This window comes from uncultured Cellulomonas sp. (assembly GCF_963527515.1).
Taxonomy (GTDB): domain Bacteria; phylum Actinomycetota; class Actinomycetes; order Actinomycetales; family Cellulomonadaceae; genus Cellulomonas.
In genome coordinates this window covers 26,945-52,741 of record NZ_CAURTV010000002.1, presented here as the reverse complement: position 1 = coordinate 52,741, position 25,797 = coordinate 26,945, and the positions used below count along the sequence as shown (strand labels likewise).

Sequence of the window (25,797 nt, the reverse complement as noted above, 5' to 3'; positions counted from 1 at the left end):
ACCTCGCGGAGCGCTTGACCTTCGACTCGGGTCGAAGGTCTACCGTCGCGGCATGAGCTACCGCATCGCTGAAGTCGCCGAGCTCGTGGGGGTGCCTGCCACGACGTTGCGCTACTACGAGGACATCGGTCTGGTCGGCCAGCCCGCCCGAGGGAGCAACGGGTACCGGTCGTACGAGGACGCCGATCTCGCGCGGCTCCGGTTCATCACCGCGACCAAGAACCTGGGCATCCCGTTGGCGGACGTCGCGGAGCTGGTGAAGGCCTACGACGTCGAGGACTGCTCGACCGTCGCCCACCACGTCGTGGAGATGGTGGCCGTGCGCCTGGCCGAGACCCAGAGCCGCATCGGTGAGCTGGTCGCGCTGGCCGCCCAGCTGCAGACCGTCTCCGGCCGGCTCGCGGCCGCAGCGACCTCGGGTCCCTGCGGGGACGGGTGCCCGTGCGCGACCGCGGCGTCCGAGCCGTTGGCCGACCGACGCACCTTCGTCCCGCTGACGCGCGCTCCGGTTGTCGCTGCACCGGATGTGCCGGTGATCGCGTGTTCCCTGGACGCCGGCGCTGTGCCGGACCGCATCTCCGACTGGCAGGCGCTGGTCGCCCGCGCGGTCAGCCGGGAGCCGATCACCGGCGGCGTGGCCCTCCAGTTCGTCGCATCGCCCGAGCTCGTCGCGGAGGTCGCCCGACTCGCCGCCGCCGAGCAGGAGTGCTGCACCTTCTTCACCTTCACCCTGACGATGACCACCGAGCAGGTCCGCCTCGAGATCCAGGCACCTGCGAACGCCGCTGACGTCGTGGCGGCGATGTTCGGCACCGCCGCCTGAACCCGCCGCACTGCTGGACCGGCACCCGAACGGGTTCCGGCCGCGATCACCTGTGCCCGCACCCACCGAGGAGACACCGTGAACACCCCCATCACGCACGATCACGCGACGACCACACCCGGCGCCAAGAAGAGGGGCCTGCTGGCCGGGACCGGCATCGCGGTGGCCTGCGCGGTCGCGTGCTCGCTGCCGCTGATCGCCGCCGGCGGACTGGCTGCGGGGGTCGGGGCCTTCCTCGCCGGCGGAGAGGCCGTCGCCGTCGGCGTGGTCCTCGCTGTGGGTGGGCTGGTGGGGGTCGCGGTGTGGATGCGCCGACGCCGCGCCGCAGCGGCGTCGACTGCCTGCGACACCGGCTGCGGCTGCTGACCGCGACACCCGCACGAGGAGCCCAGCATGCACACCGTCATCTCCCGCGGCGAGTTGACCGCCGCCGACGCAGCCCGCCTCGCACCCGATCCGCACCGTACGGTCGTCGTCTACTGCTCCGGCCCCGGCTGCGGCCGCTCCACCGTCACCGCCTCGGCGTTGCGCCGCCTCGGGTACACCGACGTCCGCGTCTACGTCGGTGGCAAGGCCGACTGGTTGGCCGCCGGGCAGCCGATGGAGCGTGCCGCGGCCGCGAGCTGAGCCGCGCCAGACTGCTCCCATGACCGTGCTGCGCTCCCTGCTCCTGTTCGCCGTCGCGGCCGTCGCCGAGATCGGTGGCGCGTGGCTGATCTGGCAGGGCGTACGAGAGCACCGTGGGGTGCTCTGGATCGGGGCGGGAGTGGTCGCGCTGGGCGCGTACGGATTCGTCGCGACCCTGCAGCCGGACGCGAACTTCGGCCGCATCCTGGCCGCGTACGGGGGGATCTTCGTGGCCGGCTCCCTGGCGTGGGGCATGGCCGTCGACAAGTTCCAGCCCGACCGGTGGGACGTCATCGGCGCCGCCATCTGCCTCCTCGGCGTCGCCGTCATCATGTATGCACCTCGCTCCTGACCCGACGAGAGGCCGAACGTGACCAACCGCAACCCTGCTGTGGACGCATTCCTCGACGAGCTCGACCACCCTCTCGCCGCCGACGTGCGCTCGCTGCGGCTGGACATCCTGTCGCTACCCGTGCAGGTGGGAGAGCAGATCAAGTGGAAGGCGCCGAGCTTCACCTACGACGGCGTCGACCGCGTGACCTTCAACCTGCGCCCGACCGACCGGATCCAGCTGATCCTGCACCGCGGCGCCAAGGTCCGGCAGGACACCGAGGACTTCACGTTCCCCGGCGACGACCTGGTCGAGTGGATCACCCGGGACCGCGGGACTGTCTCGGTGCTGCCCGCGGAGCTCGACTCCCGTCGCCCTGCCGTGCTCGAGCTGATCACCCGGTGGGTGGTCGCGTAGCGACGCGCTCGCTCCCTGTCGAGAATCGGCCGGCGGCTCCGACCCAGGGGTGAGGGACGCCGACCGGCGTCCGGTGGAGGAGACAGCCATGCCCGTGAACGAGACGTCCCGCCGTCCGGCCGCACCTGCCGTGGACCCGACGACCGCTGCCGGCGTCCGTCGCGCACGAGCCGCACGGACGGCCGTGGTGTCCGGATCGGCGGCGCTGGTGCTGACGGCGCTCCTGCACGTCCTCAAGCCGGAGGTCTCCATCCGGTGGCAGACGACCAGCGAGTACGCGGTCGGCCGGCACGGCTGGGTGATGACGATCGCGTTCCTGCTGTCCGGACTGGCCTGCGGAGCACTGGCGGTCGCGGTGGCGGATCCGCTCCGCCGCCGGGCCGGTCGGATCGCCGTCGCGCTGCTGGTGCTCGCGTCGATCGGCACCTGCGTCGGCGCGATCTTCGTCACCGACCCCATCGATACCCCCCAGTCCGAGCTGTCCTCGAGCGGGACCCTGCACGGCCTGGGCGCCGGGCTCTCTCTCGTGCTCCTGCCCGTCGCAGCTCTTCTGCTCAACCGGGACCTCGCGCGCAGTTCCGCGGGCCGGCAGCGGACGCTCCTGCTCGTCTCGGGCGCCCTGCCGCTCGTGGCGCTCGTCGTCTTCATGGTCGCGCAGGCTGTTCTCACGTCGCGGAACGGGGGCACCTTGGGTCCCGGCGCGCCGATCGGCGGGGTCGAGCGTCTCCTCGTGCTGGCTTACGCCGCATGGCAGATCGTGACCGCGCGACTGACTGGCCCGCCGGCGGGTGCTCGATACACGAGGTGACCACGCAGCCGGGTCACCCTTCCATCGGCTCGAGCTCGAGGCCGGTCGCGCCGTCGATCAGCACCCGCGCCCCGAGGGGCTCGGTGAGCGTCACCTCGACGCAGTCCTGACAGGCGTCGCCGGGGTTGCGCCGCGTCGAGACGATCGTGACCGTCACGTCGGCATCGGATTCGACGACCTCGCCTTCGGGGTCTCCGTCGCAGGTGTCGATCCACAGGTGGAGGGTCTCGTCTGCGACGGACCAGCCGACGATGCGCTGCTGGCCGCGGGACCCGGTCGTCGGGCGCTCGGCTCCGAAGTACCAGCCGGTGTCGTCGGTCTGGATCGCGGGCCCGTGGAACTGGACGCCGACACCGCCGTCGTCGTCGACGACCTCGAGGTCGAGCCCTCCTGACGGCCCCGACGACACGGTCACCGTGAAGGTGAACTGCGTCCCCGGCCCCGGAAAGGTCTCGGGAGCGACGGCGATGTGGACCGCCGACCCGTCGACGTGCACCGAGCCCCCGGGCACGTTCATGCAGAGGGTCATCGGTGCGCCCGCACCGAAGTCGTGGTGCTCGTCGGAGTAGCCGAAGCCGGCACCCAGCCCGCCGTCCCCACCACCCGTGTCCGGAGGGTGGTTGCAGAGGTCTGTCCCGCTCGCGGTGGGGGCGATGGCACGCTGGTCGCCGGGTCCTCGGCAGCCGGACATAAGGACGAGCGCGGTCGCGAGGGTGGCGACGAGCTGCCGGCTCCGACGTGACATCGGGCCACCCTGGCAGACCTGTGCGACGGCGGGGATCCTTTCAGCCGTGTGGCCGAGTCGGGAGCCGGCCGCTGTCTACGCGGCCCGCATCAGCCACCGGGCCAGGGCGTCCGAGATCGGCAGCCCCGCGGCCGTCTCGTACCAGGAGTACCCCGGCGACGGGTTCACCTCGAAGCAGACGATGCGCCCGTCGTCCGCGAGCTTGAGGTCGACGCCCGCGAACGGCAGGTCGAGGTCGCGGGCGAGGCCGACGCACCGCTCGGCGACGTCGTCGGCCAACGCGTACGGCGCGAGCTCGGCGTCCTCGCCCACCTGGGCACGCGCGTACCGGTAGTCGGTCGCGGAGGAGTCGACGATCGCCGCGTACACCTCGTCGCCGACCACGTGGACGCGCACGTCGCGGCCCCGGACGTTCTCCTGGAACTGCACAGGGCACCAGCGGATCAGCTCCAGCCGCTCGGCGTCCCGGTCCAGGTCCACGATGCTGACGATCGAGCGGACCCCGCTCACCGACTTGTAGATCGCTCCGCGGTGCGCACGGACGAACGCGCGAGCCTCGTCCGGATCGTCGGTGACGACCGTCTCGGGGGTGTCGAACCCGCCCTCCTGCACCAGCTGCGCCTGGTACGGCTTCGACATGTTGGAGGCCATGGCGGACAGCCGGCTCGCGACCCTGCAGCCCAGCGCGTCGGGAGCGGCTTCGGTCAACGCCATCAGCGCGTCGAACCCGGCGCGGGCCCGCCGCATCGCGGGGTCGTCGGCGGCCACCCCCTGAAGCTCGGGCACGAGCTCCGGCTCGATCGGCCGCACGTAGATGCCGCTCAGGTCGTCGATGTCGGTCGTCCGGTCCCGGACCCGGATGGACCCGCGGAGCTGTCCGTGGGAGACGCCGAGGTTGACGCTCTGCTCCAGGAACTGCCGGGGGTGGACCACCACCGGGTCGGCGCCGCGCCGCGACAGGGCTCCCAGCAGAAGCTCGACCGGGCTCTCCGTCGGCACTCCCCACACCATGACGCTCATGCCGGCACCTTCTCCACGAGTCCGACCAGGGCCTGGACCAGGGCGTCGCCCGCGTACGCCAGGTCGGGCAGGGGAGTCATGCCCGCGAACCACCACCGACTCCCTGCGACCACGACGTCGACGCCGATCAGGCCCTCGGCGGCACCCACGGCGGCAGCGAGGCGTGCGATCGCCGACGAGAAGCCCTCGGGCATCCGGGCTCCGGCCCGCTGCTCGACGCCGTCGGCATCGACGATCCGTCCGTCCAGGACGACGAGGTGGAGCGCGCGCGCGGCAGGTCCCCCACTGCGCACCGCGGCCTCGAGGAGCTCGAGCGTGGGAGTGACCGCCCCGAAGTCGGCGTCGGGCACGTCGAGCCCTGCTCGGTGCGCGAGGACGGCGGCGCGCAGGGGGTGCGGTGACGGGCCGGCGAGACAGGTGGGCGAGGGACGGTTGCGCATCGGCCCCGGCACGGCCGCGAGCCAGCTCAGCGTGAACGCGGTCATCTCCGCCCCGGCGTAGTCGCGCTCCTGCGGCCTCGCCCACTGCCACGCGGCGACGGGCGGCGACACGAGCCTGTTGACGACGAGGTCGGGTTGGTCGATCACTCCGGCGTCGCCCAGGTCGACGACCGCACGCGTGCCGTCGCGGCCGATCCACTGCGATCGTCGTCGAGCGAACGAGAGCAGCCCGGAGGTGACGAGGGTGCAGCTCTGTCCGGCGTCGCGGAATCGCGCGTCCAGCCACAGCGCCGCACTGTCGTCGAGGTCGCACAGGATGACGAACATGGGGTTCCCCTCGGTGGGGACCCGGCCGGTGAGGTCGTCACCGGCCGGGTCGCCGGCTGTTCAGCCCAGCAGGTTGTCGAGGTCGGACTTCGCGGCCGCGGCGTCGGCGACCTGCCGTTCGGCCTCGGCACGCAGTGCCGCGATCTCGTCGGTCGAGAGCTCCTCCTCGGCGCTGAACGCGCTGGAGGTCAGGTCCGGGCGCAGGTCGGGCGAGATGAAGCTCTCGAGCGAGCCAAGCCTGCCCTCGAGCTCGGCAAGGCGGCCGGAGAATCCACCACCGAAGCCACCACCGAAGCCCGGCCCCTCGCCGGGGTCGCTCGGGTCGAAGGGAGGGATGTCGGGCGACTTGTACACGTCCCTGATGTCCTTGAGCCGCTTCCCGTCGATGACGAGCTCCTTCTTGAGCTCCTTGTCCTTGATGACGTCCTTCCGCAGCTCCTTGTCCTTGATGATGTCCTTGCGGAGCTCCTTGTCCTTGTCCTTGATGAAGTCCTTGCGACCGTCCTTGATGTCCTTGAAGATCGACTTCCCCAGGGGGATCGCGATGTTCAGCTCGGACAGGACGCTCGCGATCGGGTTGCCGACGGTGTTCGTGCCGGATCCCGCGAACAGCAGGGCCACCACGGCGCCGGTCGAGTCGACGATCACGGAACCGGAGTCGCCGTGGTCGGAGAACAGCGGGTTCTGCGCCGTGTCGGTGGCGATGCTGACCTGGTCGGTGAGGGTGTGGACGCCCAGACCGTCGCCGTAGTCGACGTTCACCGTGAGGGACAGCCCGTCGACGGACCCGTGCGTCAGACCGGTCGTGCGTCCGCGCTTGCGGACCGCCATCCCGAGCGTCGCCGGCTTGGTGCCGTTGACCGTCCCGATGTCGACGATCGTGCTCGACGTCGTCCTGCCCGCGTCGATCGAGAGGACTGCGCCGTCGATGTGCGACGACAGGACTGCCCGCAGGATCGCCCCGAACTCGTCGCCGGGAACCGTACCGGTGTCGACGCGGCTGGGCTGCACCTGGCGGTCGCCCACGTTCCACCCGCTGTCGACGCACGCCACGTGGAAGTTGGTCACCGCCGCCTTCTGGCCGCTGACGTTGTCGGTGACGATCGCGCCCAGCGTGCCGGCGTAGACGAAGCCGCCGATCGCCCTGCTCGGGCCGATGCTGATGCCGCCCTGGAGGGTGGCGTAGTGCGTGGTGTCCGCCTGGACGCTGACGTCCAGCGGCGTGCGGACCACCTGCAGCTCGTAGGTGCGCTCCAGCACGTCGGTCACGGCGCCGTCGATCGACGTCGGAACCCGTTGCGCCTTCGGCACGGTGTCCTTCTTCTTCTCCACGTGCACGCGGATGGCGACCTCGTCGGTCTGCACACCCGCCACGACCTTGTACCCGACATCGATGCCGGTCACCCCGGGCCGTGCGAGGTACTCCGCCTCGACACGCTCCTTGATGGCGACCAGCTCTGCGATGGATGGCATGGCTTACCCCCTCGTATCCATCCCGTCGGATGAGCAGGCGCTCACCCACGAGAGAGGAGCGCCACGTCGACGCCGCAGATACGCCCGACGACGGCGGGCGGCGTCAGGGTGCCGGTGGGACGATGGGGCGATGGCACTCACGTACGACGAGGCGGTCGCCGTCCAGCGCGCGCACGAGGGGCACCTCATGGGTCTCGCGGGGGTCAACGCGGTCGGCGTGAAGCAGATCGACTCCGGTCTGGTGCTCGAGGTCACCGTCTCCCCGGACGCCGCACTTCCCGCCGAGCTGGACGCCGCCGAGGTGGACGGCCTGCCGCTCAAGGTCGTCCGGGGTGACTACACGCTCCAGTGACGCGTCACGATGTCGACGGTGGCGGTGAGACCTCGGGCGAGGTCGGCCCCGCCGACGCGACGCGTCTGCGTCGCGCGCGGAAGCGGAACCACGCGACGACGAGCCCCACCAGCCCGACCAGGACCAGCAGGGGCGCCAGGATCGCCGCGAACGACAGCCCGACGCTGGTCGCGTCCTCGACGGTGCTCACCACGGGACCGCCGGCGCCGAGCGTCGCGACATTGACGACGGGCCGCGCGGTCGCCTTCGCGCCGTGCACCACGAGCGCCAGGACGATCCCGACGACCACCGGCACCCACTGACCGGACTCGACGAACGCGCCGGGATCGGTGACGACGGCGGTCTGCGAGCTGGAGCCCGCGCCGAACGCGATGCCACCCGCGGCGGGCCGCACGACCGTCTGGACGACGTCGTTGACACTGTCGACGCCGGGGATCTTGTCCGCGACGACCTCGAGCACCAGGAGCACGGCCAGCACGGTCAGGACCCAGCCGTTCCCGAGCCACTCCCATCCGGCAGGCGTGTCCACCAGGTCCGTCCACCGCGCGAGCGCGCCGATGACGATCAGCGGGATGTACGCGTTGAGCCCGGCCGCGGTGGCCAGGCCGGTGCCGGTGAGCGCCTCGAGCATGCGGTCAGCATCCCACTGCGATCCCGCCGACGCCGCCTCCGACTGACGATCGCTGAGTACAGCGGAACGTGTACTGTCGGGAGGTATGGAGACCGGGACGCTGACGCACACCTCCGCCCTCGCGCGGTTGGGGCACGCCCTGTCCGACGAGACGCGCACGCGGATCCTGCTGGCCCTGCGGGAGGCGCCGGCGTACCCGTCGGACCTGGCGGACGCGCTGGGCGTGTCGCGGCAGGTCATGTCGAACCAGCTCGCCTGCCTGCGCGGCTGCGGCCTGGTCGAGTCGATCCCCGACGGGCGCCGGACCTGGTACCGGTTGACCGACCCGCACCTGGCGTCGGCCCTGGGTGACCTGCTGCAGCTCGTGCTCGCGGTGGACCCCACGTGCTGCGGTCCGGACTGCGCCTGCGCATGAGCGGCATCTCGATCCTCCCCGCCCGCCGGGCACTGCTCGAGCGCCGGATCCGGTGGGTGGTCGCGGCGACGATCACCTACAACGTGGTCGAGGCCGGTGTCGCGCTGGTGGCGGGCCGGCTGGCGTCCTCCTCGGCGCTGATCGGGTTCGGCCTCGACTCGATCGTGGAGGTCCTGTCCGCGGCCGCGGTCGCCTGGCAGTTCTCCGCGCCCGACCCGCACACGCGCGAGCGCACGGCGATGCGGGCCATCGCGCTGTCGTTCTTCGGCCTGGCCGCGTTCGTCACCGTGGACGCCGCCCGGACGCTCCTCGACGCGGTCGAGCCGGCGCACTCCACGGCCGGGATCATCCTCGCCGCGGTCAGCCTGGCGGTCATGCCGCTGCTGTCCTGGTGCGAACGGCGCACCGGCCGAGAGCTCGGGTCGGCCTCCGCGGTCGCCGACTCCCGGCAGACGCTGCTCTGCACCTACCTGTCCGCGGTCCTGCTGGTCGGGCTCGTGCTGAACAGTGCGCTGGGCTGGTGGTGGGCCGACCCCCTGGCCGCCGTGGTCATCGCCGCGTTCGCGATCCGGGAGGGCATCGAGGCCTGGAGGGGCGACGCCTGCTGCACCCCGGTGTCCCAGCTGGTCGGCGGGGGCGCGGCGCACTGCGACGACGCCTGCTGCGACGACTGACCGCACAGGGGGATCCGATGACCACACGACCCACTCTGTTCCTGACGGTAGGGCTGCCCGGGACCGGGAAGACGACCGAGGCACGCCGCATCGAGGTCGAGCGGAACGCGCTGCGCCTGACCAAGGACGAGTGGGTCAAGGCCCTCTACGGCCCGGCCAACCCGTCGTCCGCGACCGACGTGATCGAGGGGCGGCTCATCGCGATCGCGGTGCGCGCACTGGAGGTCGGCGTCGACGTGGTGATCGACTTCGGCCTGTGGAGCCGGGACGAGCGCTCCGCGCTGCGGCAGGCCGCGGCCGGCGTCGGTGCGCGGGTGGAGATGCGCTACCTCGCGCTCACGCCGCAGGAGCAGCGCAGCCGGCTCGATCGGCGGCGGGCCGAGGAACCGCACACGACCTGGGACATGTCCGACGAGGAGCTCGCCACCTGGGCGGCTGCGTTCGAGGTCCCGACGGCGGGTGAGCTGGACGGGAGCGAACCCGTGGACGACCCCCCGGCTGGGTGGGCCACGTGGGAGGACTGGCGTCGGCACCGGTGGCCCGCGGCCGTCGCGAGGTGAGAGGGCGGGCCCGCGTCGAAGCGAGCCCGCCCTCCCTCACGGTCCCGTCAGCGCTGCAGCGTCAACAGGCCCGGGCGGTACGGCAGCAGGCCGTAGTCCCCGCCGGAGCTGGGAGAACGTCCCTGGTAGAGCAGCTGCAGGTTGCAGGGGTCGATGGTCATCGTCTGGTCGTTGCTGGAGCGGATCAGCTCCCCGTGGCTGATGTCGTTGGTCCACGTCGCGCCGCTGTTGGCCTTCCCGGCGAACGGGTTGCCCTCGGTGGCGGCCTGCGGCGTCCAGGACCCGGAGAGGCTGCTGGCGGTGAACGAGCGGAAGTACCGACCGTTCGCGCCGATGGCCTCGACGATCATCAGGTACTGGTTCTGCCCCTTGACCTTGTACACCTGCGGCGCCTCGAACAGGTTGTTCGTGGTGTCGCTCATGATCGTGGTGTACGACGAGCCGAAGCTGCCCGGGAAGTTCCCGATCGGCATGCTGGCCCGGTAGATCTTCCCGTTGTCGCCGGCGAAGAACAGGTACATGTTCGTGCCGTCACCGATGACCGTCTGGTCGATGGGACCGGTGCCGGAGCCGGAGATCGACCCGGAGAACAGGGTGCTCGCCGCCGACCAGCCGTTGGCGTTCGTCGGGTCGCTCGACGTGCGGTACATGAACGCCGACGGACCCCACTGGTAGGTGAGCACCCAGATGTTCTTCGGCGCGAAGTAGAACAGCGAGGGTGCGACGGTGGCGTTCGACATGGCGTTCTGCGAGGCGGAGCCCATGTCGGTCCAGCTCGAGAAGAGGCTGAAGTTCATCGAGCCCCAGGACGAGCCGAAGTCGTGCGTCGTCGCGTAGACCAGGTGTCGGCCGTTGTACTCGGCCGTGGTGAAGTCCTTGAGCGAGGCCCAGCCCGCTCGCGGGGTGGCGAGCACCCCCGTGGACGTCCACCGGTACGACGACGGCAGCGTGCACGAGCCGGTCGGCGGCGGGGTGGTCGGGGTGGTGCCGCCGAGGCGGACCAGCTGCCACTGCTGGTTGGCGCCGTTCCAGTCGGCGTACTGCACGACGTTGGCGCCGTCGGCGGTCGACGCGCCCTGCACCTCGACGGCCTTGCCGCTGTGGCGGGCGATCAGCTGGATGTAGCCGTCGATGTCCTGGATGCTGAACTGCTGGTTGGTGGAGTTGGCGTCGGACCACTGGATGAGGGCGGCGCCGTCGGCGGTGGAGCGGCTGGAGACGTCGAGGACCTTGCCGGACAGACGTGACTTGAGCCGGTAGTAGCCGCCGCCGGAGTCGACGAACTGCCACTGCTGCTGGGCGCCGTCGTTGCGGGTCCACTGCGCGATCCGGGCACCGTCGTTCGTCGCGAGGTTGTAGACGTCGAGCGCCTTGCCGCTGGTCCGGTTGACCAGCACGTAGGAGGCCGAGGTGTCGATCGTCGCGGCGGTGGCCGCCGGTGCCGCGACCACGGCGACCGCACCGGTGACGGCCACGGCGAGCGCGAGGAGCAACGCCTGCCAGCGACGTTGCGGTTGGCTCGGGCTTCTTCTCATGTGTCCCACTCCTTCGGGGGGCGTGGGGGTGGGGCGCCCGGTCGGCACCCCACCCCGCTTGCGGGTGTCGGTCATCCGACGCGGACGAGCTGCCACTGCTGGTTGGCACCGTTCCAGCTGCTGTACTGCACGATGTTGGCGCCGTCGGCCGTCGAGGCGCCCTGCACCTCGAGCGCCTTGCCGCTGTTCCGGCTGATCAGCGAGGCGTACCCGTTGGTGATCGTCGCGCGCCACTGCTGGTTCGTGCCGTTGTTGTCGGTCCACTGCACGATCGCAGCGCCGTCAGCGGTCGACCTGGCGGTGACGTCCAGGTTCTTCCCGGACAGCCGGGACCTGATCTCGTAGTACCCGTCGCCGGTGCTGACGAACTGCCACTGCTGCTGGTTGCCGTCGTTCCGGCTCCACTGGGTGATGCGGGCACCGTCGTTGGTGGCGAAGTTGTACACGTCGAGCGCCTTGCCGCTGTTGCGGTTGAGGAGCACGTACCAGGCGCCGGTGTCGATGGAGCCGTTGCTGCTGCCCGCGTTGAGCGCGTTCAGGACGGACGTGTAGGCAGGCTTCTTGTTGCCGGAGGCGTCGAACAGCAGCGGGTTGGCCCCGGTGCGCCACGAGTCGGAGTCGCGCACGCCCCAGACCGTGATGCCGTTGCACCGGGCCACGGCCAGGCAGGCGTTGGTCACCGCGGCGTACATGCTGGCCTGGTTACCACCCTGCTGGATGTCGAGCTCGGTGATCTGGACGTCCACGCCGAGGTCGGCGAAGCGCTGCAGGTTGGCCTGGAAGTCGCCCGGCATGCTCGTGCCGAGGTGCGCCTGGAAGCCGACGCAGTCGATCGGGACGCCCCGGGCCTTGAAGTCGCGGACCATGGTGTAGATGCCCGTGGACTTGGCGTTGATCCCGTCGGTGTTGTAGTCGTTGTAGCAGAGCTTGGCCCCCGGGTCGGCGGCGCGAGCGGCGCGGAAGGCGGCCTCGATCCAGTCGTTGCCGGTGCGCTGCAGGCTGGAGTCGCGACGGCTGCCGCGGCCGTCGTCCGCGAACGCCTCGTTGACCACGTCCCAGGAGTGGATCTTGCCGCGGTAGTAGGTGGCGACCTTGGTGACGTGGTTGATGGCGGCGTTGCGCAGGGCGCTGCCGGACAGGTTCTGGGCCCACCCGGGCATCTGGGCGTGCCAGAGCAGCGCGTGCCCGCGGACCTGCTTGCCGTTGCTGCGGGCCCAGTTCACGATCTGGTCCCCGCGGCTGTAGCTGAACGAGTTCTGCGATGGCTCCGTCGCGTCCCACTTCATCTCGTTCTCCGCGGTGATCATGCCGAACTCGCGGTTGGCGATCCCGATGTACGTCGAGTCGCTCATCCTCCCGGCCGCGATCGCCGTCCCGAAGTAGCGGCCCTTCTCCGCCGCCGACGCTCCGAGCGTCGAGGCCGCCTGGGCCGGCCCGGCCAGGGCGACGAATGCCGAGAGCACCAGGCCGGTGGTCGCGACGAGCGCCGCGGCCTGTCTCCTCCAGCCGGGGCGGTGTGGTTCGTGGGTCGTGCGCATGATGTCTCGCTCTCCGTCGGGACGGCACGCGAGGCGTGCTGTCCAGGGATGGGTGTGCGGGGCCGCTCGACACCGTTGTCGACACCGTTGTCGCGCGTGGCCGTCCTCTGCCGTCCGGCCACCGTGTTAGCGCTAACACCGCGGGCCGCCGCCACTGTGGCACAGGGCGCTAGGAGGGTGACCAGGTGCCAAATCGATTAATGCGAGGCGGTGGCGACGAGGTCTACCGTGCGACTGGAGAAGAGCGGCCGAGGGGGATCACCGTGACCGAGCTGCACGGACGACCCGGGCCGGCGGTCCGTCCGTGGACGATGGTGAGTGAGACCGGGTTCACCGCGCCGTCCGGCCACCTACGGCTGGCCACCAGGCGGTACCGGCTCCCGGACGGACGCGACAGCGACTGGGACGTCGTGATCGGCGGACGCACGGTGGCCGTCCTGGCGCTGACGCCCGACGGCCGGGTCCTCCTCGTGCGCCAGTTCCGGCCGGGGCCGGGCCTGATCCTGGACGAGATGCCGGGCGGCTACGTAGACGACGGCGAGGACGTCGCCGCAGCCGCACTGCGAGAGCTGAGGGAGGAGACGGGGTTCGCCGGCGAGGTGGAGGTGCTCGGCGGCACGTACCTGTCGGCGACCGCGACCACGGTCCGTCACGTCGCGGTGGCGCGGGACTGCGTCCGGGTCGGCCTGCCGTCGCCGGGCGAGGACGAGTTCTGCGAGCCGCGCCTGGTGAGCCTCGCGGACTTCCGTGCGCAGCTTCGCGCGGGTGCCCTGACCGACACGGACCTCGGGTACCAGGCGCTCGACCTGCTCGGCCTTCTGCACTAGGTCGAGCACGGGCTCACGCGCGGAACGCCGGTCCGAGCCCGTCGTCCTGCAGGCGCGGCCACACCCGCGATCGCCCCTGCAGCGGGTCGGGATGCGGGATGCTCTGAGCGTGCGGGTCGCCCGCGCGGACCGGGAGGCATCGTGAAGCTCTTGCTCACCTCAGGCGGCGTCACCAACCCCAGCATCCACGCGGCACTGCTCCGGATGCTCGGGAAGCCGATCGAGGAGTCCCACGCCCTGGTCGTCCCGACGGCGCAGTGGGGCCACCCGATGTGCGGGCCTGGATCCGTGCGCGGCCTGGTCGCCGCCGAGCCGGGCTTCGCGCACTTCACCGGCCTGGGCTGGGCGTCGCTCGGGGTTCTCGAGCTCACCGCCCTGCCGTCGATCGGCGCTGACCGGTGGGTCCCCTGGGTGCGGGAGACGGACGTCCTCCTGGTCGACGGCGGGGACGCGACGTACCTGAGCCACTGGGTACGGGAGTCCGGGCTGGCCGACCTGCTGCCCTCGCTGGCGGACACGGTCTGGGTGGGCGTGAGTGCGGGGAGCATGGTGATGACGCCGCGGATCGGGTCGTTGTTCGTGGAGTGGCCGTCCGCTCCGGACGACCGCACGCTGGGCGTCGTCGACTTCTCGATCTTCCCGCACCTGGACGCCTTCCCGAGCAACACCCTGGAGGCCGCCCGGCGGTGGGCGGCGGAACTCGGTGCGCCGGCGTACGCCATCGACGAGCAGACCGCCATCAGCGTGGTCGACGGCGTGGTCGAGGTGGTCTCTGAGGGGAGATGGGTCCAGCTGTAGTGCCGATATCCGGATGAGCCGGAGCTGCTCGGCTGCTACGTTCCGGCCCGTGGGCAGGACGAACTACCTGATCGAAGGCCTCTCCGGCACCGGAAAGACCACGGTCGCCGAGGAGCTGGAACGCCGCGGCTTCGCTCCGACGCACGCGGGACTCCTGCGGCTCCAGCCCTAGCCGGCCGAGAACAACGTGGGTGCTGCCTGGAGGCACCAGAACGGCACCCACGTTGTTCTCGGGGATGGACGGGTGCGTCAGTGGTGGTCGCCGTGCCGGCCGAGGGTCTGCACCGGTGTCGCGCCGGGGCGGGTCCACTGCGGCACGGGGCGGGTGGTCTGGGCCCAGCCGGCGTTCCCGTCGGCGTCAGAGCGCCAGTACCAGCAGGGGTCGTTCCCCTCCGGCCAGCCCTCGGGGTCGTCCTGCCAGGCCTCGCGCCGTCCGTACGGCGTCATGTCGAGCAGGGCGAAGGACCCGGCGGCCGCCTCCACCCCGCGACCCGTCGTGGTGTAGGTGAGGAACACGCGGTCGCCCTGGCGCAAGAAGCACGCGAGCGACCCCATGTCGGCACCGAGGGGAGCGTCGACGCCGCGCACGGAGTACCAGGGCTCGGTGTAGCCCATGAACTCGACGTACGGGGCGACCTCGTCCCACGCGCCGGTGGTCAGGACGGCGAACGAGACGCCCCGGGCGCGCAGGTAGACGGCGTCCTTCAGGTGCCACGCCGAGACGGTGCAGCCCTCGCACTGGCCCTGGTGCGGTGCGCCGTCGTGCCACATGTGCTTGTAGACCAGGAGCTCGTCGCGACCCTCGAACAGGTCCAGGAACGGGACCGGGCCGTCGGGGCCGACGACCTCCAGCGAGCCGTCGAGCTCGACCATCGGCAGCCGGCGTCGTGCTGCCGCGATCGCGTCGCCCTCGTGCGTGTGCGCCTTCTCGCGGACCAGGAGCTCGTCGCGGGCGGCCTGCCAGGTGGCCAGGTCGACGACGGGCGGGTGTGCGGTGGTGGTCGTCATGGTGTCCTCCGTGGTGTCGACGACGGTCACTTGGTCAGACTCCCAGGGCCGGCGGAGATCGACACTTCTGCCGAATCTCGAGGACGACCTCGCACGCGGCGATAGATTGCGACCTTCTCGGGAGAGCCGCGCCGGACCGGTGCACGGGCTGCCGGTGCGACGACGAGTTGGGGGGCCGCTGTGGCGACGATGGCGGACGTCGCTCGGCAGGCGGGCGTCTCCAAGAAGACCGTCTCCAACGTGCTCAGCGGCTACCCCTACATCCGGGACTCCACGCGCGAGCGGGTGCTCGCGGCCGTCGACGCCCTCGGGTACGAGATCAACGTGCAGGCGCGGATCCTGCGCTCCGGGCGCAGCGGCGTGATCGCGCTGGCGGTCCCCGAGCTGGGTCAGCCGTACTTCGGGGAGCTTGCCGACGAGGTCCTCGCCGCTGCCCGACGGCAGGGCCTGCAGGTGCTCATCGAGCCGACGGGCTTCACGCGCGAGGGCGAGCTCGAGGCGCTGCGCGTGCCGCGCGGTCGGCTGGTCGACGGACTGGTGTTCAGCCCGGCGACCCTCGAGCAGGCCGACGCCCACCTCCTGGAGGGGCTCGACTACCCCCTGGTGCTCCTGGGCGAGCAGATCTTCTCCGACCGGGTCGACCACGTGACGATGCACAACGTCGAGGGCGCGCGGGCTGCCACCGACCTCCTCCTCGACGCCGGTCGGCGGCACATCGCCGCCCTGGGCATGCTCCACGCGCCGACGGCGGGGTCCGCCACCCTGCGGTTCACCGGCTACCGGGAGGCGCTGGAGGCCCGCGGCCTGGAGGTCGACGCGCGTCTGCTCGGCTGGGCCGACGCCGGCTGGCACCGGAGCAACGGGGCGCGGGCGATGGCCGCGGTGCTCGACTCGGGGGTCGAGGTGGACGGCGTGGTCGCGTTCAACGACGCGCTGGCCATCGGTGCGATGCACGAGCTGCAGGTCCGCGGCCTGGCGATCCCCCGCGACGTGGGCGTCGTCGGGTTCGACGACATCGAGGACGCCCGGTTCTCGGTCCCGACGCTGACGACGATCGACCCGGGGCGGCGCGAGATCGCCGAGGTCGCCGTCGACCTCATGCGCCGCCGGCTCGACACCGGCGCCGAGCAGGGTCCGCCGGTCCTGCACGTCGCGGACCTGCGGCTCATCGAGCGCGAGAGCACCCCGCCCCGGTGACCGACACGTCCGAGGAGGTGCGGCTGTTCCGCACGGAGGCGCAGCGGCACGCGGGGTCGCGGCTGCGGGTCATGCCCGAGCTGCCGGTGGGCACGTACGAGACGGTCACCGGGCCCGTCGGCGAGCTCATGCTCTACCGGCCCGCCGGTGTGGAGGCCCTGCCGGGGGTGTTCGTGAACCTGCACGGCGGCGGCTTCGTGCTCGGCGACTGGGAGGGTGACGACCCGTACTGCCGATTCCTCGCGGACGCGGCGGGGTGCGCGGTGATCAACCTCGACTACGTCCTGGCGCCGGAGCACCCCTACCCCGCCGCGGTGCACCAGACCTCCGACCTGCTGGCCTGGCTCGCAGAGCACGGCGCGGACCTCGGCGTCGACGCCTCGCGGCTGGCGGTCGGCGGGCACAGCGCCGGCGGCAACCTCGCCGCCGCGGCCGCTCTCCTGGCGCGCCGACGAGGTGGTCCGCGGCTGCGCGGGGTCGTCGTCGACTACGCACCGCTCGAACTCTCGGTGCGCCCGGACGCGAAGCTCACCGGTGCCGTCCGGGACGACCCCGGTGCGGTCGCGCTCGCGGCCGTCGGCGCGCGGTTCGACGCCTGGTACCTCCCGGACCTGCGCGACGGCGCGGACGAGCTGGCGTCCCCGGCCCTGGCCCCGGACCTGGCCGGGCTGCCGCCGACCCTCGTCATCACCGCCGAGAACGACCTCCTGCGCGCGGAGGGCGACCGGTACGCGGGTCGGCTCCGCGCGGCGGGCGTTGAGACGGAGCACGCCGTGTACCCGGGCTGCGGTCACGGCTTCACCCACGACGGTCCGCAGGAGCAGGCGGTCGACGCCTGGCACCGGATGGCGGCGTTCCTGCGCCGGGTCCTGACCACGAAGGCACCTGCATGAGGCTGACCGGCGAGCACCTGTTCACGATCGACGCCCTGCTGGGCGAGGTCGTCGACGTCGGCACGACGCCGACCGGGCGGCGCCGGGTGATCCCGGTGGTGGGCGGCACGGTGTCCGGCCGGCTCGAGGGCCATGTGCTGCCGGGCGGCGCGGACTGGAACCTGCAGCGATCCGACGGGTCCGCGGAGCTGTGGGCGCGGTACGAGCTGCGGCTGCTCGACGGCTCCGCGGTGTCCGTCACGAACACCGCGGTGCACGAGCCCGACCCGCGGCTGCCCATCCTCACGAGCCCGCAGTTCGACGTGGGCGACGGTGGCCCGGTGTGGCTGCGCACGGGGGTCTTCGTGGGGCTCCTGGTCCCACGGCTGCACCAGAACTCCGTGCGCGTCGAGGTGCACCGCGTCGGCTGGAGCGAGTGAGCGGCGTCGAAACTTTCGTAATGTGCACTCAGTGCCGCTACGGGCGCGAGGGCCACATCCGCCCGAACGGGGCTTCTACACCGGTATAGACGGCCAAAAGTGGTGCTTAAACGCTTCGTATTAGGTATCGAAACTATCTTCTTGCCCCTCCGCCATTGACGCTGCGTGCGTGGGCGTCGAAGGGTGGCGTGCCGGCTTCTCGCCGGACTCACCCCCAACCCCCTAGGAGGGTTCGATGACGACCCCACACCAGAGACGTCGGCTCGCTGCCGCGACCAGCGGCCTGGCCGCAGCAGTCGTTGCCGTGGCGCTCGCCGTGCCGGCCGCCGCCGCAGGCAGCACGCTGGCGGCCGCCGCAGCGGAGAGCGGTCGCTACTTCGGCACCGCGATCGCGGCCAGCCGCCTGAGCGACAACACGTACTCGACCATCGCGAACCGTGAGTTCAACATGATCACGGCCGAGAACGAGATGAAGATGGACGCGACCGAGCCGAACCAGAACCAGTTCAGCTACGGCAACGGCGACCGAATCGTGAGCTGGGCCCGGAGCAACGGCAAGCAGGTCCGCGGTCACGCGTTGGCGTGGCACTCGCAGCAGCCCGGCTGGATGCAGAACATGTCCGGCACCGCGCTGCGCAACGCCATGCTCAACCACGTGACGCAGGTGGCCACGCACTACAAGGGCCAGATCTACGCCTGGGACGTGGTGAACGAGGCGTTCGCGGACGGCTCGTCCGGTGGGCGTCGCGACTCGAACCTGCAGCGCACGGGGAACGACTGGATCGAGGCGGCCTTCCGGGCCGCTCGCGCCGCTGACCCGGCCGCCAAGCTCTGCTACAACGACTACAACACCGACAACTGGTCGCACGCCAAGACGCAGGGCGTGTACAACATGGTCCGTGACTTCAAGTCGCGCGGCGTGCCCATCGACTGCGTCGGCTTCCAGGCGCACTTCAACTCCGGCAACCCGGTGCCGTCCAACTACGACACGACCCTGCGCAACTTCGCCGCGCTCGGGGTGGACGTCCAGATCACCGAGCTGGACATCGAGGGCTCGGGCAGCTCGCAGGCGCAGCAGTACCAGGGCGTCGTCCAGGCCTGCCTGTCCGTGGCGCGCTGCACCGGCATCACCGTGTGGGGCGTCCGGGACAGCGACTCGTGGCGCGCGTCCGGCACCCCGCTGCTGTTCGACGGCTCGGGCAACAAGAAGGCCGCGTACACCAGCGTCCTGAACCAGCTGAACGCCGGCGGGACCACCAACCCCAACCCGACGACCCCGCCGCCGACCAGCACCCCGCCGCCCACCACCACGCCTCCTCCCACCGGTGGCGGCAGCTGCACGGCGACGTACTCCGAGGGTCAGAAGTGGAACGACCGCTTCAACGGCACGGTGACCATCCGCGCCAACACCGCCATCAGCAGCTGGTCGTCGACGGTGACCGTCCGGTCGCCGCAGCGGATCATCGCGACGTGGAGCGGCTCCCCGACGTGGGACTCCTCCGGCAACGTCATGACCATGCGACCCAGCGGCAGCGGCGCACTCGCGGCCGGGCAGTCGACGTCGTTCGGCTTCACGGTCCAGCACGGCGGCAACTGGACGTGGCCGAGCGTCACCTGCTCGGCCTCCTGACCGGCTGACGGTGGGCGGGCGCGGCACCTGACCGGGGGGCCGCGCCCGCTCGTCTTCACCGGTGTAAAACGATTCGCAACCTGGTGACCGACCCGGGGCGTCGGCAGTGTGAGCGTTCTCCCGTCCGCCCACCTGCCGGTGACGCCAGGTGCTCCAGAAGAGGTGCTCCATGACCACCACCCCACGACGGGCGCGACGCATCCTGGTCGCTGCGACGTTGTCCGTCGCCACCGCCCTGGCCGGCCTGGTCGCCGCCATGCCCGCCGAAGCCGCCGCTAGCACGCTCGGTGCTGCTGCCGCCCAGAGTGGTCGCTACTTCGGCACCGCGATCGCCGCGGGCCGGCTCAACGACTCGACGTACTCGACCATCGCGAACCGTGAGTTCGACATGATCACGGCCGAGAACGAGATGAAGATGGACGCGACCGAGCCGAACCAGAACCAGTTCAACTTCACCAACGGCGACCGGATCCTCAACTGGGCCCTGAACAACGGCAAGCGGGTCCGCGGCCACACCCTCGCTTGGTACGCGCAGCAGCCGGGCTGGATGCAGAACATGTCCGGCACCGCGCTGCGCAACGCGATGCTCAACCACGTCACCCAGGTGGCCACCCACTACAAGGGCAAGATCTACGCCTGGGACGTGGTGAACGAGGCGTTCGCGGACGGCTCCTCGGGCGCCCGTCGCGACTCGAACCTGCAGCGCACCGGCAACGACTGGATCGAGGCCGCCTTCCGGGCCGCCCGCGCCGCCGACCCCGCCGCGAAGCTCTGCTACAACGACTACAACACCGACGACTGGTCGCACGCCAAGACGCAGGGTGTCTACAACATGGTTCGCGACTTCAAGTCGCGGGGCGTGCCGATCGACTGCGTCGGCCTCCAGTCGCACTTCAACTCGCAGAGCCCGGTGCCGAACAACTACCAGACGACGATCTCGAGCTTCGCCGCCCTCGGCGTCGACGTGCAGATCACCGAGCTCGACATCGAGGGCTCGGGCAGCGCGCAGGCCGAGAGCTACCGCCGCGTCGTCCAGGCGTGCCTCAACGTCGCCCGCTGCACCGGCATCACCGTGTGGGGCGTCCGGGACACCGACTCCTGGCGCTCTGGCGGCACCCCGCTGCTGTTCGACGGCTCCGGCAGCAAGAAGGCCGCGTACACCAGCGTCCTGAACACGCTGAACACGGTCGACCCGACACCCACGCCCACTCCCACGACCCCCACGCCGGACCCGACGACGCCGAACCCGACGCCGACGCCGACGCCGACGCCGACCTCCGTCCCGGGTACCGGTTGCACGGTGGCCTACGCGGCACCGAGCCAGTGGGGCAGCGGGTTCACCGCCAACGTCCGCATCACCAACCTCGGCCCGGCCATCAACGGGTGGACGCTCCGGTGGGCGTTCCCCGGCAACCAAGCGGTGACGCAGGCGTGGAGCACCGCGCTCACGCAGAGCGGGAACCAGGTGACGGCCCGCAACGTCGACTACAACCCACAGATCGCCACCAACGGCACCGTCGAGTTCGGCTTCAACGGCTCCTACAGCGGCAGCAACCCGGCGCCCACGAGCTTCACGCTCAACGGCACCCTGTGCAACGGGAGCGTCGGACCGACGCCGACGCCGACGCCCACGCCGACCACCGAGCCGACGCCCACGCCGACGCCCACCGCGACCACCCCGACGGGCACCTTGCCGTCGAGCTTCCGGTGGTCCTCCACCGGCGCGATCATCAGCCCGAAGCCGGACAGCTCGCACAACGCGGTCTCGGTCAAGGACCCGAGCGTGGTGTACGCCGACGGGAAGTGGCACGTCTTCGCGTCGATCGTGGCGGGCGGCGGCTACAACATGGTCTACACGAGCTTCAGCGACTGGTCGCAGGCCTCGTCCGCGCCGCACTTCTACCTCGACCGGTCGGGGATCGGCACCGGTTACCGGGCGGCGCCGCAGGTGTTCTTCTTCGCCCCGCAGAACCTCTGGTACCTCGTGTACCAGACCGGCGCGGGCGGCTCGTACTCGACGACGACGAACATCTCCGACCCCGCGTCGTGGTCGGCCCCGAGGAACTTCTACGCCTCGCAGCCGCAGATCATCCGGGACAACATCGGCAACGGGTACTGGGTGGACTTCTGGACGGTCTGCGACACCGCGAGGTGCTACCTGTTCTCCTCCGACGACAACGGCCACCTGTACCGGTCCGAGACGTCTCTGGCGAGCTTCCCGAACGGGTTCACCAACACGGTGATCGCGATGCAGGACTCCGACCGCTTCCGCCTGTTCGAGGCCGCGAACATCTACAAGCTGGCCGGCCAGAACAGCTGGCTCATGGTCCACGAGGCGATCGGGACGGACGGCAAGCGGTACTTCCGGTCGTGGACGGCCCCGTCGATCACCGGCTCGTGGACCGCGCTGGCGGACACCGAGGCCAACCCGTTCGCCCGCGCGAGCAACGTCACGTTCCCGGCGGGAGCGTGGACGCGGGACATCAGCCACGGCGAGATGCTGCGCTCCGGCACGGACCAGCGGATGGAGATCAGCGCGTGCGACCTGCGCTACCTCTACCAGGGCATGGACCCCAATGCCTCGGGTGACTACAACTCGCTCCCGTGGCGCATCGGCCTGCTGACGCAGACCAACTCGACCTGCTGACTCGGAGGCCCGACCGCCGGCCCACCCGGCCGGCGGCCGGCCGTCAGGCGTGCGGCACCGGGCTCGCGCCCAGCTGCGGCAGCGCGCCGATCTGCTGGAACACCTGCATGAGGTTCAGCTCGTCCCAGTGCTCGACGAACCTGCCGTCCTCGACGCGCCAGATGTCGATGCTGGTCATGGTCACCGGCTGACCGCTCGCGGGGATGCCCATGAGCTCGCCGGTGTGGGTCCCCTGGTAGGTGAAGCGGGCCACCACCCGGTCCCCGGAGACCACCAGGTCCTCCAGGGTGGCGTGCAGGTCGGGCAGGGCGGCGAAGAACCCGGCCCAGAACCGTCGGTTCGCCTCACGGCCGTCGGCGACGAACGCGTTGTGGTTGACGTAGCTGTCGCCCATGAGGCGATCCACCAGGTCCGGGTCGTGCGTGTTGAGCATCTCGAGGAAGGTCGTGGCGAGCTGCTGGCTCATGACGTGCTCCTTGGTTAGCGCTGCTAGTGCTAGCAACGCTAACCGCTGGTGGCGGGATGCGCAATAGCAGCGCTAGCCCGGCAAGCACTGCTATCGTCACGCGCATGGCTCTCGAAGACCGACGCCTCCGCGAGCGCGACGCCCGCCGCAGGCTCATCACCGCGGCGGCCCGGACGCTGGCCGAGCGCGAGGGCTGGGACGCCGTCACGACGCGTCGGCTGTCGAGCGAGATCGAGTACAGCCAGCCGGTGCTCTACAAGCACTTCGCCTCGATGGAGGACATCGCCGAGGCCGTGGCGCTCGAGGGGTTCGGTGAGCTCGCCGACGCCCTCCGTGCGGCCCGGCACAGCGCGCGATCGCCGGAGGAGGCGTTGCGGTCGGTCGCTCACGCGTACAGCGCCTTCGCCGCAGAGAACCCGGCCCTGTACGACGCCATGTTCACCCGCGCCTCGCACCTGCGGTTCGGTGCCGAGGACGCCCCGGCGGCGTTGTCGGCGGCGTTCACCGAGCTGCGTGCCGCGACCGAGCCCGTCGCCGCGGGACGTGACCTCGAGACCCTGACCGAGGTGCTGTGGGCCGCTCTGCACGGCCTGACCACGCTCGCGCAGCACGACCGGCTCCGCCGGGGCCGAGGCGACGAGCGCCTCGACCTCCTCGTCGCCGAGGTCGGCGGCCGCTAGGTCTGGGCGCGCCGCCGCGTCAGGTAGGCGGACTCGGCCGTGTTCCCCGCCAGCTCGATCGCGCGGTCGTAGGCCTCCCGCGCCTCCGGACCGCGGTCCAGCCGGCGCAGCAGGTCGGCGCGCGTCGCGTGGAAGGCGTGGTAGCCGTCGAGCGCGTCCCCGAGCCGGTCGACCAGGGCGAGCCCCACCGCCGGCCCGTCGAGCTCCGCGACCGCCACCGCCCGGTTGAGGGCGACGACCGGCGACGGGTCGAGGACGACGAGCTGGTCGTAGAGGGCGACCACCTGCGACCAGTCGCCGACGGAGGTGTGCACCGCACTGATCGCCGCGAGGAGCTGGTAGCGACCGGGGGCGTCCCCGGAGGCCAGGCGCTCGCGCACCAGCCGATGACCTTCGGCGATCATCGCCGCGTCCCACGTGCTGCGGTCCTGCTGGTCGAGCGGCACCAGCTCCCCCGTCGCGGACACGCGGGTGCGGCGTCGCGCCTGGGTCAGGAGCATGAGCGCCAGCAGCCCCGCCACCTCCCCGTCCTGCGGCAGGAGCGCGCGGACCGTGCGGGTGAGCCGGACGGCCTCGGCGGTCAGGTCGTCCCGGACGGGCGGGCTGCCCGGACCCGATGCCAGGTAGCCCTCGTTGAACACGAGGAACAGGACGGCGAGCACGCCGGACACGCGGGCGGGGAGGTCCTCCGCCGAGGGCACCCGCCAGGGGATGCGCGCCGCCGCCACCTTGGCCTTCGCGCGGGTGATCCGCTGCCCCATCGTGGCCTCCTGCACCAGGAACGCACCGGCGATCTCGGGCACGGTCAGCCCGCCGACCAGACGCAGGGTGAGCGCCACGCGGGCGTCCAGGGAGAGCGCCGGGTGGCAGCAGGTGAAGATCAGGCGGAGCCGGTCGTCGTCGACGGCCCCGCGCGGCTCGGACGCCTGGTGGTCGTGCAGCATCCGGGCCTCCCTCTGCTTGGCGTCCCGCTTGTTCTCACGGCGGACCCGGTCGATGGCCTTGCGCGTCGCCGTGGTGGTCAGCCAGGCGCCGGGGTTCGGCGGGACGCCGTCGGACGGCCAGCGCTCGACCGCCGTCGCGAACGCCTCGGCCGCCGCCTCCTCGGCGAGGTCGAGGTCGCGGAACCGCCGGGCCAGGGCGGCGACCACCCGCGCCCACTCGTCGCGGTGGGCACCGGCGATCGCCTCCTGGACGGGCACAGGTCTCACAGCAGCGGCCGCACCTCGAGCTTGCGGTTGCACGCCCGCGACCCCGACGTGGCGAGCCCGAGCGCCACGTCGAGGTCGGCGGCCTCCATGATCCAGAAGCCGGCGAGGTGCTCCTTGGTCTCCACATAGGGTCCGTCGGTCACCAGCCCTCTCCCGTCCCGGTTGTCGACCACCGTGGCCGTGCTCGGCGCCGCGAGACCACCGGCGAACACCCAGTGCCCGTCGGCCTGCAGCCGGTCGTTGAACTCGTCGATGGCCGCCATCTCGTCCGGGGTGGCCAGTGCGTCGTCGTCGCTGATGACGGAGACCAGGTACTGCATCGCGGATCATCTCCTCCTGCTCGGGGCGCCCCGTGCTGAGCCGCCGCTCACCCCTGCAACGAACAGCCTGGCCCCGATCCGACACCCTGTCCGCACGGCAGCCGCGGCGCTAGCCTGCGCGACATGACCGTAGACCGGCGGTTGGGCGACTTCCTGCGAGCGCGGCGCGAGCGGTTGCAGCCCGCGGACGTCGGCCTGGCGGTGGGTGCGGGTCAGCGGCGGGTCCCCGGCCTGCGGCGCGAGGAGGTCGCGGTCCTCGCCGGCGTCAGCACCGACTACTACCTGCGGCTGGAGCAGGGGCGCGACGCCCACCCGTCCCGCCAGGTCCTGGACTCGCTGGCCCGGGCGCTGCACCTCGACCCGGTGGCCACCGCCCACCTGCACGCACTCGCCCAGCCCCGCGACCGGCACGAGGACTCGGGGCAGCCCGCTGTCGTCCACGAGGCCACGCGCTGGCTGATCGACTCCTGGCCGCTCACGGCCGCGGTGGTGCACAGCCGCCACGTCGACGTGCTCGCGTCCAACGCCCTGGCGCGAGCACTCAACCCGCGCTTCCGGACGGGGGTGAACGGGGTGCTCTCGCTGTTCGTCGACCCGGCGGAACGGGTGTTCCACCGGGACTGGGAGGGGCTGGCCGCCCGCTCCGTGGCGCTGCTGCGCGCCCTGGCCGAGAGCCGCAGCGGTGATGCCCGGCTGGAGGCGCTCGTCGCGGAGGGCTCGACCCGCAGCGGCCTGTTCCGGGAGCTGTGGGAGCGCCACGACGTGGTGCGGGTCGGGGACGGCGTCCATCGCCTCCGCCACCCGCTGGTCGGTGACCTCGTGCTGCGCTACCTGCGGTTGCCCCTGGTGGGCAGCGACGGCCAGTCGCTCTTCCTGTACTTCGCCGAGCCGGGGTCCCCGAGCGCGGGGCCGATGGCGGAGCTGGCCCGCTCCGGGTGGGACCAGGAGGGACAGGGAGAAATCGGGCACGAGGACTAGCGTCGCG

At 71.4% G+C, this 25,797-nt stretch carries 31 protein-coding genes and 1 pseudogene; 21 read left to right on the top strand and 11 right to left on the bottom strand.

The features are described 5' to 3' along the window. Positions 1–52: 52 nt before the first annotated feature. The 6 genes from RYN42_RS01060 (at position 53) to RYN42_RS01035 (ending at position 3,006) form a co-directional block, all read left to right on the top strand. Positions 53–823: a MerR family transcriptional regulator gene (locus tag RYN42_RS01060; protein WP_315092980.1), complete on the top strand. Its 771-nt coding sequence runs from the start codon at positions 53–55 to the stop codon at positions 821–823. A 78-nt stretch (positions 824–901) separates the two neighbouring features. Next, positions 902–1,189, top strand: a complete 288-nt coding sequence (locus RYN42_RS01055; protein ID WP_315092978.1) for a hypothetical protein — start codon at positions 902–904, stop codon at positions 1,187–1,189. Between the two features lie 27 nt (positions 1,190–1,216). Further along, positions 1,217–1,450 (top strand): rhodanese-like domain-containing protein, encoded by a 234-nt coding sequence (locus tag RYN42_RS01050; RefSeq protein WP_315092976.1) that lies wholly within the window; start codon positions 1,217–1,219, stop codon positions 1,448–1,450. Between the two features lie 19 nt (positions 1,451–1,469). Then, the gene (locus RYN42_RS01045; protein WP_315092975.1) at positions 1,470–1,802 is read left to right on the top strand and encodes a YnfA family protein; all 333 of its coding nucleotides are present in this window, start codon (positions 1,470–1,472) and stop codon (positions 1,800–1,802) included. Between the two features lie 18 nt (positions 1,803–1,820). Beyond that, a complete protein-coding gene (locus RYN42_RS01040) occupies positions 1,821–2,198 on the top strand; it encodes a hypothetical protein (RefSeq protein WP_315092973.1) in 378 nt (125 codons plus the stop codon). A gap of 88 nt (positions 2,199–2,286) precedes the next feature. Beyond that, positions 2,287–3,006, top strand: a complete 720-nt coding sequence (locus RYN42_RS01035; RefSeq protein WP_315092971.1) for a DUF998 domain-containing protein — start codon at positions 2,287–2,289, stop codon at positions 3,004–3,006. 13 nt (positions 3,007–3,019) lie between these two features. Here RYN42_RS01035 and RYN42_RS01030 read toward each other — a convergent pair whose 3' ends face one another. From RYN42_RS01030 to RYN42_RS01015, 4 genes are all read right to left on the bottom strand, one after another. After that, positions 3,020–3,751, bottom strand: coding sequence for a hypothetical protein (locus RYN42_RS01030; RefSeq protein ID WP_315092970.1), 732 nt, complete (start codon positions 3,749–3,751; stop codon positions 3,020–3,022). Between the two features lie 75 nt (positions 3,752–3,826). Then, positions 3,827–4,771 (bottom strand): hypothetical protein, encoded by a 945-nt coding sequence (locus tag RYN42_RS01025; RefSeq protein ID WP_315092968.1) that lies wholly within the window; start codon positions 4,769–4,771, stop codon positions 3,827–3,829. Beyond that, positions 4,768–5,538, bottom strand: coding sequence for a hypothetical protein (locus tag RYN42_RS01020; protein WP_315092966.1), 771 nt, complete (start codon positions 5,536–5,538; stop codon positions 4,768–4,770). The genes RYN42_RS01025 and RYN42_RS01020 overlap by 4 nt, the downstream gene beginning before the upstream one ends. A 60-nt stretch (positions 5,539–5,598) precedes the next feature. Next, positions 5,599–7,011 carry a hypothetical protein gene (locus tag RYN42_RS01015; RefSeq protein WP_315092965.1) on the bottom strand — a complete coding sequence of 471 codons (1,413 nt, stop codon included), beginning with the start codon at positions 7,009–7,011 and terminating at the stop codon, positions 5,599–5,601. A 130-nt stretch (positions 7,012–7,141) separates the two neighbouring features. Between RYN42_RS01015 and RYN42_RS01010 the strand changes: the two genes are divergently transcribed. Continuing rightward, the gene (locus tag RYN42_RS01010) at positions 7,142–7,363 is read left to right on the top strand and encodes a hypothetical protein (protein WP_315092963.1); all 222 of its coding nucleotides are present in this window, start codon (positions 7,142–7,144) and stop codon (positions 7,361–7,363) included. A gap of 4 nt (positions 7,364–7,367) precedes the next feature. Here RYN42_RS01010 and RYN42_RS01005 read toward each other — a convergent pair whose 3' ends face one another. Next, positions 7,368–7,994 carry a DUF4126 domain-containing protein gene (locus RYN42_RS01005; protein ID WP_315092961.1) on the bottom strand — a complete coding sequence of 209 codons (627 nt, stop codon included), beginning with the start codon at positions 7,992–7,994 and terminating at the stop codon, positions 7,368–7,370. 85 nt (positions 7,995–8,079) lie between these two features. On the opposite strand from RYN42_RS01005, the gene RYN42_RS01000 reads away from it, so the two are divergent. Genes RYN42_RS01000 through RYN42_RS00990 form a run of 3 tightly spaced genes read left to right on the top strand, consistent with a single transcriptional unit; the run spans position 8,080 to position 9,643 of the window. Then, a complete protein-coding gene (locus RYN42_RS01000; protein ID WP_315092959.1) occupies positions 8,080–8,409 on the top strand; it encodes a metalloregulator ArsR/SmtB family transcription factor in 330 nt (109 codons plus the stop codon). Next, positions 8,406–9,083, top strand: a complete 678-nt coding sequence (locus tag RYN42_RS00995) for a cation transporter (RefSeq protein WP_315093107.1) — start codon at positions 8,406–8,408, stop codon at positions 9,081–9,083. The genes RYN42_RS01000 and RYN42_RS00995 overlap by 4 nt, the downstream gene beginning before the upstream one ends. A gap of 17 nt (positions 9,084–9,100) precedes the next feature. Beyond that, a complete protein-coding gene (locus RYN42_RS00990; protein WP_315092958.1) occupies positions 9,101–9,643 on the top strand; it encodes an ATP-binding protein in 543 nt (180 codons plus the stop codon). A 47-nt stretch (positions 9,644–9,690) separates the two neighbouring features. On the opposite strand, the gene RYN42_RS00985 is transcribed toward RYN42_RS00990, so the two are convergent. Both RYN42_RS00985 and RYN42_RS00980 read right to left on the bottom strand, forming a co-directional pair. After that, a complete protein-coding gene (locus RYN42_RS00985; RefSeq protein ID WP_315092956.1) occupies positions 9,691–11,178 on the bottom strand; it encodes a non-reducing end alpha-L-arabinofuranosidase family hydrolase in 1,488 nt (495 codons plus the stop codon). 71 nt (positions 11,179–11,249) lie between these two features. Beyond that, a complete protein-coding gene (locus RYN42_RS00980; RefSeq protein WP_315092954.1) occupies positions 11,250–12,716 on the bottom strand; it encodes an endo-1,4-beta-xylanase in 1,467 nt (488 codons plus the stop codon). Positions 12,717–12,979: 263 nt separating this feature from the next. Here RYN42_RS00980 and RYN42_RS00975 point away from each other — a divergent pair, with 263 nt between their 5' ends. The 4 genes and pseudogenes from RYN42_RS00975 to RYN42_RS20235 form a co-directional block, all read left to right on the top strand. After that, positions 12,980–13,543, top strand: coding sequence for an NUDIX hydrolase (locus RYN42_RS00975; protein ID WP_315092953.1), 564 nt, complete (start codon positions 12,980–12,982; stop codon positions 13,541–13,543). Between the two features lie 141 nt (positions 13,544–13,684). Then, on the top strand, positions 13,685–14,341 hold the full coding sequence (locus RYN42_RS00970; protein WP_315092952.1) for a Type 1 glutamine amidotransferase-like domain-containing protein: 657 nt from the start codon (positions 13,685–13,687) through the stop codon (positions 14,339–14,341). A 49-nt stretch (positions 14,342–14,390) separates the two neighbouring features. Next, positions 14,391–14,513, top strand: a complete 123-nt coding sequence (locus tag RYN42_RS00965) for a hypothetical protein (protein WP_315092951.1) — start codon at positions 14,391–14,393, stop codon at positions 14,511–14,513. Positions 14,514–14,528: 15 nt separating this feature from the next. Then, positions 14,529–14,591 (top strand): annotated as a pseudogene (locus RYN42_RS20235) (H-X9-DG-CTERM domain-containing protein); the annotation flags it as partial. Here RYN42_RS20235 and RYN42_RS00960 read toward each other — a convergent pair. Continuing rightward, the gene (locus RYN42_RS00960; RefSeq protein WP_315092949.1) at positions 14,591–15,349 is read right to left on the bottom strand and encodes a DUF899 family protein; all 759 of its coding nucleotides are present in this window, start codon (positions 15,347–15,349) and stop codon (positions 14,591–14,593) included. The pseudogene RYN42_RS20235 and the gene RYN42_RS00960 sit on opposite strands and share 1 nt — an antisense overlap. 189 nt (positions 15,350–15,538) lie before the next feature. Here RYN42_RS00960 and RYN42_RS00955 point away from each other — a divergent pair, with 189 nt between their 5' ends. From RYN42_RS00955 to RYN42_RS00935, 5 genes are all read left to right on the top strand, one after another. Beyond that, positions 15,539–16,546 (top strand): LacI family DNA-binding transcriptional regulator, encoded by a 1,008-nt coding sequence (locus RYN42_RS00955; RefSeq protein WP_315092947.1) that lies wholly within the window; start codon positions 15,539–15,541, stop codon positions 16,544–16,546. Next, positions 16,543–17,439, top strand: coding sequence for an alpha/beta hydrolase (locus tag RYN42_RS00950; protein WP_315092945.1), 897 nt, complete (start codon positions 16,543–16,545; stop codon positions 17,437–17,439). The genes RYN42_RS00955 and RYN42_RS00950 overlap by 4 nt, the downstream gene beginning before the upstream one ends. Then, positions 17,436–17,858 carry a DUF3237 family protein gene (locus RYN42_RS00945; protein WP_315092944.1) on the top strand — a complete coding sequence of 141 codons (423 nt, stop codon included), beginning with the start codon at positions 17,436–17,438 and terminating at the stop codon, positions 17,856–17,858. Before RYN42_RS00950 ends, RYN42_RS00945 begins: the two co-directional genes overlap by 4 nt. Before the next feature lie 235 nt (positions 17,859–18,093). After that, positions 18,094–19,488, top strand: a complete 1,395-nt coding sequence (locus RYN42_RS00940; protein WP_315092943.1) for an endo-1,4-beta-xylanase — start codon at positions 18,094–18,096, stop codon at positions 19,486–19,488. A gap of 169 nt (positions 19,489–19,657) precedes the next feature. Continuing rightward, the gene (locus tag RYN42_RS00935; protein ID WP_315092941.1) at positions 19,658–22,135 is read left to right on the top strand and encodes a non-reducing end alpha-L-arabinofuranosidase family hydrolase; all 2,478 of its coding nucleotides are present in this window, start codon (positions 19,658–19,660) and stop codon (positions 22,133–22,135) included. A gap of 43 nt (positions 22,136–22,178) precedes the next feature. Here the strand turns inward: RYN42_RS00935 and RYN42_RS00930 are convergent, their stop codons facing one another. Beyond that, entirely contained in the window at positions 22,179–22,601 is a 423-nt protein-coding gene (locus RYN42_RS00930; RefSeq protein ID WP_315092939.1) for an ester cyclase, read from the bottom strand. A 104-nt stretch (positions 22,602–22,705) separates the two neighbouring features. Here RYN42_RS00930 and RYN42_RS00925 point away from each other — a divergent pair, with 104 nt between their 5' ends. After that, a complete protein-coding gene (locus RYN42_RS00925) occupies positions 22,706–23,281 on the top strand; it encodes a TetR/AcrR family transcriptional regulator (RefSeq protein ID WP_315092937.1) in 576 nt (191 codons plus the stop codon). Here the strand turns inward: RYN42_RS00925 and RYN42_RS00920 are convergent. Continuing rightward, positions 23,278–24,492: a DUF6596 domain-containing protein gene (locus tag RYN42_RS00920; RefSeq protein ID WP_315092935.1), complete on the bottom strand. Its 1,215-nt coding sequence runs from the start codon at positions 24,490–24,492 to the stop codon at positions 23,278–23,280. The genes RYN42_RS00925 and RYN42_RS00920 overlap by 4 nt on opposite strands. Continuing rightward, entirely contained in the window at positions 24,489–24,812 is a 324-nt protein-coding gene (locus tag RYN42_RS00915; protein WP_315092934.1) for a YciI family protein, read from the bottom strand. Before RYN42_RS00915 ends, RYN42_RS00920 begins: the two co-directional genes overlap by 4 nt. Before the next feature lie 123 nt (positions 24,813–24,935). On the opposite strand from RYN42_RS00915, the gene RYN42_RS00910 reads away from it, so the two are divergent. Continuing rightward, entirely contained in the window at positions 24,936–25,790 is an 855-nt protein-coding gene (locus RYN42_RS00910; protein ID WP_315092932.1) for a helix-turn-helix transcriptional regulator, read from the top strand. Positions 25,791–25,797: the final 7 nt, after the last annotated feature.